The 16,258-nt window shown below is 37.1% G+C and carries 13 protein-coding genes and 1 riboswitch; of the genes, 9 read left to right on the forward strand and 4 right to left on the reverse strand.

Translation table 11 applies throughout. From position 1 onward, the window contains the following. Positions 1–116 precede the first annotated feature (116 nt). The 3 genes from QZ055_RS03790 (at position 117) to QZ055_RS03800 (ending at position 3,671) form a co-directional block, all read left to right on the forward strand. On the forward strand, positions 117–1,037 hold the full coding sequence (locus tag QZ055_RS03790) for an RluA family pseudouridine synthase (protein ID WP_295824742.1): 921 nt from the start codon (positions 117–119) through the stop codon (positions 1,035–1,037). Between the two features lie 144 nt (positions 1,038–1,181). Next, entirely contained in the window at positions 1,182–2,111 is a 930-nt protein-coding gene (gene fba, locus QZ055_RS03795) for a class II fructose-1,6-bisphosphate aldolase (RefSeq protein WP_005376256.1), read from the forward strand. A gap of 3 nt (positions 2,112–2,114) precedes the next feature. Continuing rightward, positions 2,115–3,671, forward strand: coding sequence for a polysaccharide biosynthesis protein (locus QZ055_RS03800; protein WP_295824746.1), 1,557 nt, complete (start codon positions 2,115–2,117; stop codon positions 3,669–3,671). 76 nt (positions 3,672–3,747) lie between these two features. On the opposite strand, the gene QZ055_RS03805 is transcribed toward QZ055_RS03800, so the two are convergent. Both QZ055_RS03805 and QZ055_RS03810 read right to left on the reverse strand, forming a co-directional pair. After that, the gene (locus QZ055_RS03805; RefSeq protein WP_295824748.1) at positions 3,748–5,133 is read right to left on the reverse strand and encodes a hypothetical protein; all 1,386 of its coding nucleotides are present in this window, start codon (positions 5,131–5,133) and stop codon (positions 3,748–3,750) included. A gap of 125 nt (positions 5,134–5,258) precedes the next feature. Next, positions 5,259–6,296 (reverse strand): AEC family transporter, encoded by a 1,038-nt coding sequence (locus QZ055_RS03810; protein ID WP_295824749.1) that lies wholly within the window; start codon positions 6,294–6,296, stop codon positions 5,259–5,261. 262 nt (positions 6,297–6,558) lie between these two features. Here QZ055_RS03810 and QZ055_RS03815 point away from each other — a divergent pair, with 262 nt between their 5' ends. Beyond that, positions 6,559–7,299, forward strand: a complete 741-nt coding sequence (locus tag QZ055_RS03815) for a gamma-glutamyl-gamma-aminobutyrate hydrolase family protein (protein ID WP_295212573.1) — start codon at positions 6,559–6,561, stop codon at positions 7,297–7,299. Positions 7,300–7,314: 15 nt separating this feature from the next. Beyond that, positions 7,315–8,622: an APC family permease gene (locus QZ055_RS03820; protein ID WP_060924172.1), complete on the forward strand. Its 1,308-nt coding sequence runs from the start codon at positions 7,315–7,317 to the stop codon at positions 8,620–8,622. Between the two features lie 430 nt (positions 8,623–9,052). On the opposite strand, the gene QZ055_RS03825 is transcribed toward QZ055_RS03820, so the two are convergent. Then, positions 9,053–9,892 (reverse strand): hypothetical protein, encoded by an 840-nt coding sequence (locus QZ055_RS03825; protein ID WP_295824752.1) that lies wholly within the window; start codon positions 9,890–9,892, stop codon positions 9,053–9,055. A gap of 137 nt (positions 9,893–10,029) precedes the next feature. Between QZ055_RS03825 and QZ055_RS03830 the strand changes: the two genes are divergently transcribed. From QZ055_RS03830 to QZ055_RS03840, 3 genes are all read left to right on the forward strand, one after another. Beyond that, on the forward strand, positions 10,030–10,689 hold the full coding sequence (locus QZ055_RS03830) for an HAD family hydrolase (protein ID WP_295824754.1): 660 nt from the start codon (positions 10,030–10,032) through the stop codon (positions 10,687–10,689). 408 nt (positions 10,690–11,097) lie between these two features. Further along, a complete protein-coding gene (locus QZ055_RS03835) occupies positions 11,098–12,501 on the forward strand; it encodes a hypothetical protein (protein ID WP_295824755.1) in 1,404 nt (467 codons plus the stop codon). A 14-nt stretch (positions 12,502–12,515) separates the two neighbouring features. Continuing rightward, positions 12,516–13,748 carry a threonine/serine exporter ThrE family protein gene (locus QZ055_RS03840; protein WP_119982113.1) on the forward strand — a complete coding sequence of 411 codons (1,233 nt, stop codon included), beginning with the start codon at positions 12,516–12,518 and terminating at the stop codon, positions 13,746–13,748. Positions 13,749–13,869: 121 nt separating this feature from the next. On the opposite strand, the gene QZ055_RS03845 is transcribed toward QZ055_RS03840, so the two are convergent. Continuing rightward, complete coding sequence (locus QZ055_RS03845) at positions 13,870–14,466, reverse strand: hypothetical protein (RefSeq protein ID WP_295824759.1); 597 nt, start codon at positions 14,464–14,466, stop codon at positions 13,870–13,872. A gap of 313 nt (positions 14,467–14,779) precedes the next feature. Further along, positions 14,780–14,867: riboswitch (ZMP/ZTP riboswitch) on the forward strand. 87 nt (positions 14,868–14,954) lie between these two features. Between QZ055_RS03845 and QZ055_RS03850 the strand changes: the two genes are divergently transcribed. Next, positions 14,955–16,175, forward strand: a complete 1,221-nt coding sequence (locus QZ055_RS03850; RefSeq protein WP_295824760.1) for an OFA family MFS transporter — start codon at positions 14,955–14,957, stop codon at positions 16,173–16,175. Positions 16,176–16,258 lie beyond the last annotated feature (83 nt).

Here is a 16,258-nt window from a genome sequence, read left to right on the forward strand (position 1 = left end):
TACATATAAAAAATATATAAATAATTATTAATATAAATTATACTATATAGGCATATATATATACAATAAATTATGAAAAATACTTCATTCATTATTTTTTTGCTATAATAGGACCTATGAAAACAGCAACCATAATCGACTTGATTGTAGATGCTAATGTACACACGCAATCTATGAATCACATCATAAAACAACAGCATATTTCACAGCGCATGCGCCGGCGTCTAAAAAATGATGGCATCATCACCATTAACGGACAACCAGCTACATGGGATACCCTTGTTCATGGCGGTGATCATCTGCTTATGAAATTAGCACCTGAACAAGAATTTTCACGCACTCAAATGAATCTGGAAATCGTATACGAAGACGATTACATTCTCGCTGTAAATAAAGGCGCCGGTGTTCTTATGCACCCTACCTCAACGGTGCGCGATGGAACATTGGCAAATGGCGTTCTCTATTATTATGACGAAACCGAACAAGCTCATGACTTTCACCCGGTCCATCGACTCGATAAGGACACATCGGGCATCGTCATCATCGCTAAAACATCGGTGGTACAGCATGCCTTTGATAAGCAACGCACAAAATTTCAAAAGGTCTACGACGCCATCGTTGAAGGCACTATGCCAAGTCAATCGCTAACCATTAATTATCCCATCGGACGTAAACCTGGTAGCATCATCGAACGAAGTTGCACATTAATCGGCAAACCGGCTCGTACAGATGTGACGGTATTGACACGCCACATAGTTTCCCCGCCTGTACAAGTGGATATAAATATGAGCACGCAACAGGTTCTGACTCATGTGCAATGTGTACTCCATACGGGCCGAACCCATCAGATTCGTGTACATCTATCCCATTTAGGTTTTCCTTTAGCTGGTGATGATTTATATGGCGGTCATTTAGATTATATCCGTCGGCAAGCATTACACGCTGGGTACCTAGCTTTCACCCATCCTATGACACAGGAGTATATAGAACTACGGGCCCCTATGCCAACGGATATGAAAGATTTACTATATCTCTAACAGATTCATCTAGAAAACCTTATAAAATTGTGGTGCTTTATATCGTTTCTTGATATACTAACAATGAATAGATATGTATCATCATAAGTTGATGACAATACTTTCAAAATACATACAATCGGCTATAAAGCCAAGGAGGACAACATGCCATTAGTAACGACTACGGAAATGTTCAAAAAAGCTTATGAAGGCGGCTATGCAGTAGGTGCTTTCAACGTTAACAATATGGAAATCGTACAAGGTATCGTCGATGCAGCAAAAGAGGAACAATCCCCTCTTATTTTGCAAGTATCTGCAGGTGCTCGTAAATATGCTAAACATATTTATCTTGTAAAACTAGTAGAAGCAGCATTAGAAGATAGCAATTTACCAATCGCTCTTCACCTTGACCACGGTGATTCTTTTGAAATCTGTAAAGATTGTGTAGACGGCGGTTTTACATCTGTTATGATTGACGCTTCTCACCATGATTTTGAAGAAAACGTAAAAATCACAAAACAAGTTGTTGAATACGCTCATGCGCACGGTGTTGTAGTAGAAGCAGAACTTGGTCGTTTGGCTGGCGTTGAAGATGACGTTAACGTATCCGATGCAGACGCTCGCTTCACAGACCCTGAACAAGCTGCTGAATTCGTAGCATTAACAGGCGTTGATTCCTTGGCTATCGCTATCGGTACAAGCCACGGTGCTTACAAATTCAAAGGCACCCCATACCTCGACTTTGAACGTTTAGAAAAAGTTGGTAAATTATTGCCTAACTTCCCTATCGTATTGCATGGTGCTTCCTCCGTATTGCCTGAATTCGTAGCAAAATGTAACGAATTTGGTGGCAATATCCCTGGCGCACAAGGCGTACCTGAAGAAATGCTTCGCAAAGCAGCGCAAATGGCGGTTTGCAAAATCAACATAGATACAGACCTTCGCCTTGCTATGACTGCATCTGTACGCGAATACTTGGCACAAAATCCATCCGAATTTGATCCTCGTAAATATTTAGGACCTGCTCGTGACGCTATTAAAGGCATGGTAGCTCACAAAATTAAAGATGTATTAGGTTCTTCTCACAAACTATAATCTATGGCTAGCGGATTTGTAAAAGGAACCTTAATCTTAACCATTGCCGGTTTCGTAGTGAAAGCCATCGGTAGTATCAACTGGATTCTTCTCTCCCGTATCTTGGGCGGGGAAGGCATCGGGATCTACCAGATGGCCTTTCCTATCTATTTGTTACTATTACAAATTTCGAGCGCAGGTGTGCCGATTGCCATCTCTATTTTGACGGCAGAACGATTAGCCTTACACGACTTTGGTGGTGCTAAGAGAGTATTCAATATATCTTTTACAATGTTAACCATTACAGGCTTTATCGCCAGCCTTGCCATGTACTTTGGTGCAGATTGGTTGATCTCTAGTGGTCTCATTGCTGAAAGCCGTGCCTACTACTCTATCATCGCGCTCGCTCCGGCAGTATTCTTTGTAACGTGGATTTCCTGCTTCCGCGGGTATATCCAAGGCTATGAAATGATGACGCCAACGGCGGTCAGCCAAATCGTAGAACAACTGTTACGTGTTATCGTCATGCTCGGTGCTGCAGCTATCTTGTTGCCTTATGGTCTACCGGCTGCTGCAGGTGGTGCTAGCTTAGGTGCTGGTGTCGGTGCCTTTGGTGCCTTTCTAGTGCTCTTGTACTATTACTATAAATTGCCTAAGGCAAGTAGTACTGGTGAAAGCTACGATGGTCCTCGTGAATCAGCTAAAGAAATTTTGTCACGACTCTTAACATTGTCCATTCCAATTTCCTTAGCAAGTATCATGTTGCCATTAACAGCTAACCTCGATTTGCTCATCGTACCACGTCGACTCTTAGATGCTGGTTTCCCGATGAATGAAGTAACAGAACTGTTCGGTTATCTTACAGGTATGGCAGTTCCGCTCATCAACTTGGCTACCATCATTACAGCAGCCCTTGCAACAAGCATTGTACCAGCTATCTCTCATGCCTTTGCAAAACGCGATCATCAAGGTATTTATGAACGTACCTCGGGCTCCATGAGATTAACATTTATGGCTACTGTACCATTTACGGTACTATTATATGTACTTGCTGCCCCAACAGTTACCTTGATTTATAATGCACCTAAGGCAGAATTAGCTACGCAAATCACTGCGTTCTCTATCTTCTTCCTCGGTGTACACCAAGTAACAACAGGTATCTTACAAGGTCTTAACAAACCGCGTATTCCTGTAATTAATATGGGTATTGCGTTAGTAATCAAAGTCATCCTGAACTGGACACTAACGGCCATCCCATGGCTTGGTATCGGCGGTGCCGCTTGGGCAACCGTTGCTGATATTGGCTTTGCAGCGTTACTCAACTTGATTTACATCAAAAAATACACAGGCTACTTCCTCGATATTTCCCTTCTATGGAAAAATGTGGTCAGTGCCGGTGTCATGGGTATACTCATCTTTATGAGTTACCACTACTTAACAGATATCTTACCAATGTGGGTTAACTTCATACTCACAGGTATCGAAGGCTTATTGCTCTACGTTATTATCATGGTTCTTTTAAAAGGACTTAATAAAAATGATGGCGCAAGCATGCCACTCATAGGTAGATTCTTTAGATAATAACTTAAAGAGGTTTAACACATATGTGTTAAACCTCTTTTTTATGCCACTCACTTTACGCTATCTTTTTATAGTATTACTTCTTATCATTATGTGCTTTTTTATCTTTCACAATATCCCTAATAGTAGGATTTGTTTGTATCACATCTAACATTACAGGTGAAATGCCGATTCCCACAAAAGCTTTATCATTCCAAGCTTTACTATGTTTAGCAGCTACATATTGAATAACATCTCGCAATTTATAGTTACTTACGTGAACATCATCAGGTTTGTGTAAATAATACGTATAAACATACTGATTATCATACAAAACCATACCAAATAGTGTTGCATTTTCCTTGTTAGCTTCAAAGTATAAAGCTGGAATACCATTGTTCCAAACTGTAGCATATTGTAATCGCTTATGACCTTTTAAACCATATTTTTTAACAACAGTTCTTAAGTAACTATATAAAATATTTTGTTTTTCAACACTAGCACCTTCTATAAATGGTTGCTTACCAAATACAGCTTTAATACGTCCAGACATATAAACATCATATTCAGCTGGGCCTATAACCTCATGTTTCTTGAATTTACTATTTTTTAATACCCTAAATGTATAAGGTCCCAAATGAACAGGATCAGTATATGCTAACACATCACTAGCCGGCTTAATAGAAGGTAAAACAAAATTAGCCAAAGGTCCCATTGTATCTGAGATGGAACGTTGCGTATCATCTTTAATATAATTTTTTATAATATCTTTATTAAGAGATTGACCAATATGATAAGAAAGATTAGGTGTTTTAGGTAATGTAAAATTGATTGTCCCCACAACCAAATGATCATCAAAGCCTATTACATCCCACGTTGCTTTTTCAAGTCCAGGATAAGTAAATACATCACCATCTACAAATCGAACTGAGTCTTTTCGCTTTTCTAATCTCTCATTCAAAGTATTCTGTAAAAGAGATTTATTTAAATCAGTATACTCTATATTTGTATCTTCCCATTTAGAACCTTTAGGCTGTTGTCTTGTTTCATATCTAAAATCAGATACGGCATTAATAGTTCCTCCCACACTCTTAATGGAAGACTTAGACATATGTTTAGGATCAATAGACCAACCTACTATACTTTCTTTTGAGCCTGTAAATTTAATATCAGCCCCATTTTCTGTAATAATATATACACTCCTAGAATGATGTATTGCTCTAGTCAATTCTTGTACTACATAAATATCATCACCTAATTTTTCATTATCATAATTTGGCTCATGTTGTGCCCATTTTTTAACCTCAGACTCTTGGAAGTCATCAACCTTCTTAGCAACTTCTCCTTGAATACGATATTCTTGATACGCTTCTTTCCCAATATCTGGGCGAGCCCCAGGAATATTAACATCAATGGCCTGAGATACGCCTATAGTCCCTATAAACCCAATACAACTCAACAATAACAAACGTCTTAGCATCATATCTCTCTCCTTAAACACATACATTTGTTTATAATTTTAACACTTAGTTTATATTTTATCAATTTCACTTGTGTAGAAAAAATATAGGAAAAAAAGGTCTGACTATATTAGTCAGACCTTTTAGTTTATGCTGTTATGCCTATCATAGTTAGGATTTCCATAATAATTGGTATAGCTACCACAAATAGTATTGTACTAATCATGACAAGTCCTGTAGCAAATGACAAGTCAGATTTCGATTCATTGGCTACGATTGGTAATACTGCAATAACGGGACCCGCCGATTGTACAACAAAGGTAATGATTGCTATTGGTTCTAGGACGATACCTGCGCCATATTGCAAGCCCAGAATGACACAGAACATGATAATCGGTGATATTACAAAACGACCGATAATACCACCAATGGAATCTTTATTGAGACTCATACTTTTTAACCCCGCATCATGAAGTACAATACCAATATAAATCAAGGATAATGGGGTTACCATATCTCCTAAGTAATTCAATGTAGTATGTAAAATTGGTGCTAAAGGAATTTTAAAGAATAAGAATATCAATGCTACAAAGAACCCTAACAATGGTGGAGGTAATAACTTCTTCAAATCAAATTTAAACTTCTTACGCTTTGTTTCTGTATCTACTGTGCTATTACTTATACCATCAGTTTTACTATTATCAAAACCTAATTCAGCATTAGGCAGTGGATCTAACTCTATAAGGAATACCCCTACCATCCATACTGAAATAGTGTTACCGATATAATATAACAAGAAATATGGTAGCGCATCTTGACCAAAGAGGGCGATTTGCACTGGCAATCCTATAAATAAGCAGTTATCATTAACTACCATATTTATGAAAATACCACGCCTACCTCGAGGTACTTTTAGTGCTTTCATCATGATAAAAGCAACGATATATGCAATTACATAGGTTAATGTAACGGCTAGCATCCCATATCGAAGGTCCCATAAATCCGATGTATGTAGATGATGCAATACCGATACAAATACACCGGCTGGTAACGCAACAGACATGATAAATCTAGATAGATTACCACTAAATATGGGATGAAACATCCCTCGCCCTTTTAATATATATCCTAGCGAGATCAGCAATACAATAGGTATGATGCTCTGTAAGGATGTAAGAAAAACCATAGTAAACCTCCCGTACAGTTTATTCGTAATCTATCATACCATGTTTTTAACAAAACATATACGAATATAATTATCCCTATAAAACCGAATATAATTATCCCTATAAAACTAATATGAATTTTATAAAATGTAACAATGTTAACATATTTTAGAATGTATAAGTTTTATAATTAATTACAATAATAGTATTATTTATTCACGAATATTTGATATACTTAAACTATACTAATTGTACAAATTTTTACACATATGAGGTGATATTATGACAAAACCATTCATTGGTGTATCTGGCAATATCTTACGAGATAACGGCGGTGCCTACGTAGATTTATTACGTTCTTATGTAAACCATGATTATCCACGCTCTATCGAAGAGGCTGGTGGCATTCCAGTTATCATTCCATTTACAAAAAATCTCGACGTAGCCCGTGAAACGGTTGCAAAACTTGACGCCTTATTATTATCTGGTGGCCATGACGTATCTCCACTGAATTACGGTGAGGAACCATTGCAAGGTCTAGGCGATGTATTCCCTGAACGAGATCAATTCGATTTTGCATTATTGAAAGCAGCGGAAGAAAAACAAATTCCTATCTTTTGTATTTGCCGAGGCATTCAAATTTTAAATGTATATCGTGGTGGTTCTCTATACCAAGATTTAAAGTATGACGAAAACTGTACGATAAAACATTCACAAAATCAAACCCCTGCATTAGGTACACATACAGTAGATATCGAGTTTGAATCTAAGCTTGCTAGTGCTATTGGTCGCTCCACATGGATTACAAATTCTCACCATCATCAAACAGTAAAACATGTTGGTAAAGGTTTACAAGTAGTAGCAAGAGCTAAGGATGGTACTGTAGAAGGTTTAGAAGACTCCTCCTATCCTTGGTTAGTAGCTTGTCAATTCCATCCAGAAATGATGTCTGAAACAGATGAGAATGCAAAACGCTTATTTGCTGCCTTTGTAACAGCAGCTCGAGAAAATATAACTAAATAGTAGGAAGGTTTTAGTATGAAAGAAACAGGAAAATTTGGCTTTTGGAGTATTGTACTCCTAGGCATCAATGGTATTGTAGGGACAGGTATTTTCCTACTACCAAACAAAGCATATTCTATCATTGGTTCCGCTAGTTTAGGCGTCCTATTATTTGATGCCGTTATTGCAGGCTGTATCGCCCTTTGCTTTGCTGAAGCGGCAAGCTTATTTACACGTAATGGCGGACCTTACCTATATGCAAAACATGCATTAGGTGACTTTTGGGCCTTTGAAGTAGGCGTTCTAAAATGGATTGTAACCGTTATTGCTTGGGCGGCCATGGCCGTTGGCTTTGCTACAGCATTAGGTGCCGCAGTACCGGCGTTAAGTGGTGATTTTGCAAAAGATGTTATTTCATTTATCTTGATTGTAGGTCTTACCATTGTAAATATCTTTGGTGTTAACGTATCAAAATTCGTTAACAACTTAATCACTATTTCTAAGTTAGTTCCTCTTGCCCTATTCATTGCAATTGGCATTTTCTTTATAAATGGAGCTAACTTTACGCCAGTCTTCCCACAAGATACTTATGTGGATGGATCATTTGCTCAAGCAGCAGTTCTTCTATTCTTTGCCTATACAGGATTTGAAGTTATTGCCATTGCTGCAGAGGATATGAAAAACCCTAAGAAGAATTTACCACGTGCTATTATCATGTGTATGCTTCTCGTGTCCGTTCTATATATGGCAATCCTCGCCGTATCTATCGGTGTACTCGGCTCTGACTTGGCTAATACAAAAGCACCAGTTCAAGATGCTTTTAACGTAATTGTAGGTCCTATCGGTATGTACGTTGTATTAGTAGGAACACTGATTTCTATGGGTGGTATCAACTTTGCGGAGGCTTACTATGCACCTCGAGTGGCTACCTCTATGGCTGAAGACGGTATGTTACCAAGTGCTCTAGCTAAACGTAATCGTTACAATGCACCATATGTTGCAGCTATTGTTACTGCTATTGCCAGTGTATTACTTGCATGGTCTGGATCCTTTACTACACTAGCAGCCATCAGTGCAGTATCTCGTTTTACACAATACCTACCAACATGTTTGGCTGTTATTATCTTCCGTCGTAAATGGGCAGACAAAGCTCGGTCTTACACAATTCCTGGTGGCTATTTAATCCCAGTTATTGCTATCGGCACATCCCTATGGATGCTCGCTCAAGCTCAAACCAACCAATTACTATGGGGTCTAGGCGGTTGTATCGTGATCTTGCCATTCTACTACTCCTATTGGAAAAAGAAAAAAGCTGGTCTCATTAAAGACCATGATGAAATGTAAATACTACCAGTTAAAAATAATTTCAGGCATCTCATATATACCCTTTTTGAGATACTACCAGTTAAAAATAATTATTTCTAATTAAATTTAAAACTACCAGTTGTCATGTTGTTTTGTAAACCGATTTTCAATAACAGGAGATCGATCTACTACAACGTGAAATTAACTGGTAGTTTTTTGCATTTCTAGACTAAATATAATACTTTTAACTGGTAGTATCTCATTAATCATATATAGTTAGACTAAACATAATTCTTTTAACTGGTAGTATCTCATTAACCATATGTAGTTAGACTAAACATAATTCTTTTAACTGGTAGTATCTCATTAATCATATGTAGTTAGACTAAACATAATACTTTTAACTGGTAGTATCTCGCTAACCATATATATTTAGACTAAGTATAGTACATTTTACTGATAGAGTTAATTAAAATAAATCTTCTTCAAGAGTTGTTGTTTTGCTTAGTTCTTCTTCAATATAGCCAACTTCATCAGTGGCTTCATCTTCGTCACGTGTGTCAATATAGATACTAATAAGCGCTAGTCCGCCTTCTTCATTGAGGGTTGCAATGGCACTCATAGGACCATAGGTTAAAATAAGGCCATCTTCTTCATCGCGAATGATATGAGGTACCGCATCAAAGTGTTGGTTCATGAGCTGATCAAAGTAATCTTCTACATCAAGGCCACTTTCAAGGGTGATGGATTCAGCATCGCCTTTTTGGAATACAACACGTGTGTCTTCATCGATGTACTGATAAAAATCATCCACATCGACATTCGCTGTTTCAAGCCACATGCTGAGGGCTGTAATCCAATCCTTTACCGTAGTTGGTGCAGAAATAAAAGCATACTCGCTTTCATCATCGCCAAAATGAAGATCATCATACTCAATACTATAGTTTTCCTGACTAGATACAATGCGGTCTACGAGCCCCTCATCATTTACATCTACAAAAATCATGTACACATAGTTATCGCCGCTTTCATAAGAAACAGTCAAACCATGACGGCCTTCATGGAATAGCGCATCCTCCTCGTACACATCGGTAATATGCATCACCTTGCACGTAACAGGCACATTATCTGCCTTAATAGACTCAGTCATAGAGGATAAAAACTCAATACTTTCATTACGATTGCGGCCAATAATACCACGCCCTGTGGACATGTATTCGCAATCCTCGGCTAGAATATTTTCAATGCCGTGAATATCTGCGGATTCAAGAATAGATTTTATCAATAAAAGAGCTTGTATTTCAGTCATACTACGCCTCCTATACGCTGTAATAATTACTGCTACTATTGTAACACAATTATAGTAACAAATACGGCTATTCTCTTGATTTTCTCCATATTTATCATATACTTATAAAGTATATAGATTTCGTATTGGAGGTCCCCATGAAATATACAACCATCGTTTTTGATTGCGACGGCACATTGCTCGATACGGCTACAGATTTAGCAAATGCTGTAAATCATGTACTACGTACACATAACTTCCCTGAAAAGTCTCTAGCAGAGGTTAAGGCAGCACTTGGTAATGCAGTAACGTACTTGATGCGTCAATGCTTGCCTAGTACAGTATCAGATCATGAATTAGAACCATATATTGAGGAGTTCAAAATCTACTATGGAGAACATCTAAAAGATACTACAGCACCATATCCTGGCATCTTAGATATGCTAGATGCATTGCGTGAAAAAGGCTATAAATTAGCCATTGTATCTAATAAAATTCAAGAAGGTGTTACACCTTTAAATAAAGAATATTTTGGCGATCGCTTACCTGTTGCTATTGGTGAAAGACCAGGATTACAACGTAAACCAGCACCAGACATGGTACTCCAAGCCTTAAAAGAACTAGATTCTACACCAGAAGAATCTATTTATGTAGGTGACTCTGAAGTTGACGTAGCTACTGCGAAAAACTCTGGTCTACTCTGTATCGGTGTTACCTGGGGATTTAGAGAAGAATCTCTCCACCAAGAATTAGGCGTAACACATATTGCCCGTAAAGCAGAAGATATTTTAAGTATTGTAGCAAACTTAAATAAATAACATCCTAAATTATAATCATTAATCTATAACAAATTCATATAAAATAAACGATTTGCACCTTAAAACCGCTCAAAAATGGGAATTAAAATATTAGATTTCTCATTTTTCGCGGTTTTTCTTTTATTCTTTCTAATCTATTTCAATTTTCACATTATATTTTTTACGCATAAATACTATCCTTAATCTATTGCCTTAAAAATGTGATATATATTACATTTATGAGGCAGTACTTTCACATGTACACGCCGTCAATTCAATAGTTAGTGTATTGAACTTAAGGCCTATAAATAGCTCCATTCTTAGCTAATCTTATAGAGATTGGCAGTAAGATTTCCATCAATTGAATCATTAGTATGATATAATATTATTTTGTATACTAAGTTATGTATTTGAAAGGAGGAAAATATAATGCAACAATCATGGAAAATTGCATTTGCCTACATAGGTGTTATTGTAGGTGCAGGACTCTCGAGTGGACAAGATCTTCTACAATATTTTATAAGTTTTGGCCAAATAGGTCTTATTGGTGTTCTATTACTAGGTCTATTAAATGCCGCATTTGGTAAAATCATGCTTTCTTTGGGGAGCTACTATCGTGCAGACAATCATGAAGAAGTTTTTACACAGATTTCCCATCCTATTATTACAAGAATACTTGATTTTGTACTAATCGCTGGTAGTTTTATTATGGGCTTCGTTATGATAGCCGGTGCAGGATCAAACTTAGAACAACAATTTGGACTTCCTTTTTGGGTTGGCGGATTAATTTGCTCACTTTTAATCATAACCGTATCATTTATGGACTTTGATAAAATTACCAGTGTTCTAGGTGTTTTTACACCTATTATGATTGTAATGATATTCATCATTACAGGCTACTCTTTTATTGGTAAAAGTCATGATTGGACTACATTAGAGGCTATAGCCCACACAATCAAACCAGCCACAAGCAATGTATGGTTTTCTGTCATTAATTATTATTCTCTATGTGCTATGACAGCTGTTTCTATGGCCTTTATTTTAGGTGGTTCTGTTGTTCGTATTGGTATTGCTGAAAAAGGTGGCACTCGTGGTGGCCTATTAGTCGGATTAGTTGTTTTTATAGCTGCTATCTCTATTTTTGCAAATCTAGATACAGTAAAAGATGCAGATTTGCCGATTCTTGCTATTGCCAATCAAATTCATCCTTGGCTAGCATATATATATGCAATCACAGTCTTTTCACTTATTTTTAATACAGCATTCTCTCTTTTTTATTCTATTGCTAGACGTTTTGCCAACGGCAGCACAAAAAGAATGAGAATTGTTATTATTTCTGTAGTAATCATAGGATATATATGTAGTTTCTTTGGTTTTAAAGATTTGATTAGTATCCTCTACCCAATTCTCGGTTATATGGGACTATTACTCCTAATTATTCTTATTTATGGCTGGCTCCGTGATCGTAAAGATATCATTATGGAAAAACTCTTCCGAAGAAAGATGCTCCATTTATCATTAAAAAAACATAGTCCTCACAAAAATCTTTCAGAAAAAGAACGCGAACTATTCCATACATTAGGTGATATTAGTCAAGCAGATACAAAATCTCTTAAAGAAGATATTCATAATGAAGCAAAAGAAATACTTTCAAATACGGAAACAGTTCAAGAGCTAAAAGACTATGTAGAAGAGCATCTCTCAATAGACGAAGAAGTTATACATCAAAATATCAATATTCTACAAGAACAACAGGAAGAATCAAAATCAACTGAATCTTCTAAAGGTAGACCTATCAAAAAGTCCAATATAAATAACAATGAAGTAAAATGAATAACGAGGAAATAATGACAGGTGTGGAATTAGAAATTATACTAAAAGCTGGGAAAATACTACTTAGCAGTGGCGCCGAAATCAGTCGTACAGAGGATACTATGAACTACATAGCACGAGCTATGAATTTTAAAGATTTAGAAGCCTACGTATCCAATAGAGGTATTTTTGCAACTGCTAAGAAAGCTGATGGAACTGAAATTACTCGTATTTGTAACGTTCCTGAAGTCGATATTAACCTCAGTAAAATTGAATCTGTTAATGCTCTCTCCCGACGTATCACACAAAAAAATATTACTATTGAGGAGATTGAAAGTGAACTTAATCAAATTGATACCATGTCAGACTATTCTTTTTTTTGGAGATTAGTAGCTTATACGTTAGGAGCTTCGGGCTTTAGCTATGCAATTGGTAGTTCAATAACAGACTCTATAATTGCAGGTATTATAGGCTTAATATTAGGCGTCTATATGTGTACCATCAAACGCATACTTAGCTCTGATGTATTGATTACCATTTTAGGTAGTATTCTAATAGCCTTATTGGGTAATCTCTTTATCCACTTTGAATTAGGCTCCAACCTATCAGTTATATTACTAGGAGCCATGATTGACATTGTTCCCGGAGTTCCTTTCGTCAATGCTATTAGAGAGTATAGCCAGAATAACTATAATACAGGAATAACCCTTATGATGGGCGCGTTACTTACCTGTATTTCAATGGCTGTAGGGGTCGCAGTAGTACAATCACTACTCTTCAACACACAAATGATTCCTCTTTATACCTCTAATTTAGATACTAATTCCTTAACCTCTATGTTTATGCGTAGTATAATGGCTGGTATTGGTACGACAGCATTTGCAATCTTATTCCGTGTAGCTAAACAACATTTTATCGATTGTACAATATTAGGATTCATCTCATGGTTCTTGTTCTTAACATTATCTTCACTACAGTCTAATGTTATGCTCTCCATATTCATCAGTGGTTTTATCATCGCCATAGCATCAAGAATATTGGCTGTTAAACGGAAATGCCCTGCTATAGTTTTCCTAATGACTAGCTTATTCCCTTTACTACCAGGGCTCAGCTTTTATCGATCCATTTATTATATGCTAATGGGACAAGAAACTATTGCCATTAGCTTCGCAAAAGAATCCTTTTTGATAGCTTTTACAATTGCTATATCTATCGTAATTGTAAAACATATAAAACCACCACGAATCAAAAAACACACTTATAAGTAATATAACCTTATAACAAATTCATGTAAATTACTTGCCCGACAAAAGAGGTTCCTATAAGTCACTACTGTGACCATTAGGAACCTCTTTTATTTATAACTATATTGTGCTAATTAGATATCACTTATTTATAACTGAACTGCGCATCCATAATCATTTGGCGCAACTGCTCAATGCGAATACCTTCAGGTAGCTTGTCTCTATAAAACTGCAAATTATAATAGTAACGAGTATCTTCATAATCAGTAACTAATACCATATCCGTCCTATTATGTAATGGCCAGCCATACATAAATTCGGCTAGCAAACTACGCACGCCATCATTATTGACCTCTATTACATCATGCTTAACAGGCAATACCATCTTAACTGTAGGTTCAGGAACCGTTCTATCTTCAATAATCTTCTTAACCTCTTTATCTAAGGATGCACTACTTTTATCAATAGATCTAGCCTTTACATGCATAAATACTCCATCAGAGGTTCTAAACGCCCTACCATCAATGTCCTTTGTTTCACCCTGTGTTTCGATAGCATTCTTTAATACTCGGAATTGATACGGTCCATAAAACTTTGTATCTGTAATAGCATCTAATGCCGCATCATATTGACCATTATGTACATTCGTAACATGCATAACAGGATTTATATCGCTAGCTTGTGAAAGCATTGGTACGGCTAAACACAATCCTAGACTAAGTAGTGTAATATAACGTTTCATACACACATCCCCCATTGAACACTAATATTAACTGTATTGTAACATAATAAAAAGATATTCATGAAAATGATGATTGAAGACATGAAAAAAGGCCCGACTGTGAAGTCAGACCGTTTCTTCAATATTAAAACTTAGAAGCGAAGTCTGGCGACCAAACCATTTATGCCTCACTTTGATATAAATTATATCATATCTAAACAGGGAAAGGAATCGAAGGATTCCTTTCCCTATTTTCAATTATAAATGTTTATGGTGTATACGATAGTGACTTATATCATCGACAAGATATCCTCTTAATTGCTATATTTGTAATATATTACTACTGGGCTGACGGATTCGTAGAATTGACTACATGCACAGTAGCACACATCGTGTGATAGCCGACCGTCTGGGCAAGCTTTTGTTCAGGCGGTCTTTTTTTATTTTCTTGTAGCAAATAATACTGTACAAAGTTTTAATCATCTCACCTATATGAAAGGAGTTTTCTTATGAGAAATCGCTGGCTTATTGCTCTAGCAGCCATTGGTCTGCATATATCCATCGGTAGTGTGTATGCATGGAGCGTGCTTACACGACCTATCATGACAGATATGGGCTTTACTATGTCTCAAACAACATGGACCTTCTCCCTAGCTATCCTGATGCTTGGACTGTCTGCAGGCTTTTTAGGATCTTTTGCAGAAAAAATAGGTCCCAAGAAAAGCGGACTTCTTTCAATGTTATTCTGGGTGGCAGGACTATTAGGAACAGCCTATGCACTTAGCATACATAATCTTACCTTACTTTATCTCTTCTATGGTATCATCGGTGGTATCGGACTAGGTATTGGTTATATAACACCAGTTTCTACGCTCGTAAAATACTTTCCAAATCGCCCAGGATTTGCCACAGGATTAGCCATTATGGGCTTTGGATTTGCTTCACTCATTGCAGGACCACTTATGCAATTCCTCGTAGCTCAAGTTGGATTAGTAAATAACTTCATTATCCTCGGCATAATCTATCTAGTGGTTATGAGCGCCTCTTCTCTCTATTTGAAAGCACCTCAACCAAAACAACCACCTCGAACTCCGAAAGATAAATCCACTATGTACGTTCATAATCATGGCATGCTAGCCAACGATGCTATGAAAACTTGGCAATTTGGTGCCCTTTGGTGGATTTTCTTTATTAATATTACCTGTGGTATAGGTCTTCTATCCTTAGCGTCCCCTATGGCACAAGAAACCATTGGTATGACACCTGCAGCAGCTGCATCACTAGTTGGTATCATCGGTATCTTCAATGGTGGAGGTCGCATTGCGTGGTCTACTATCTCCGACTACTTTGGCCGAGCACAAACTTATATACTATTCTTTATTCTACAAATCATCGCATTCTACGTACTTGCCGAAACCAATAATGCTCTAACATTCCAAGTTTTAATTCTTCTCATTATCACCTGCTATGGCGGCGGATTCGCCTGTATGCCAGCATATCTTGCAGACCTCTATGGCATACGCCAACTCTCCACTATTCATGGCCGCATTCTAACCGCTTGGGGATTAGCAGGCATCGTTGGTCCCATGCTCGTGTCATACTTTCACGAAGCAGGATATGGATATACTACAGCCTTAGTATGCTTTGCGCTTCTATTTGTATTAAATACAATTATTGCTATAATCTTAAAAATATACGGCAAACGAGGTCTGCATAAAAGATACTGTTAAATCCCCCGAACTAATTACAAAACGAAAGAGGTTCCTATTGGTCACCTAGGTGACTATTAGGAACCTCTAATCTATTTACTTTT

This window comes from uncultured Veillonella sp., assembly GCF_905209685.1.
In the GTDB taxonomy this organism is placed as follows: domain Bacteria; phylum Bacillota; class Negativicutes; order Veillonellales; family Veillonellaceae; genus Veillonella.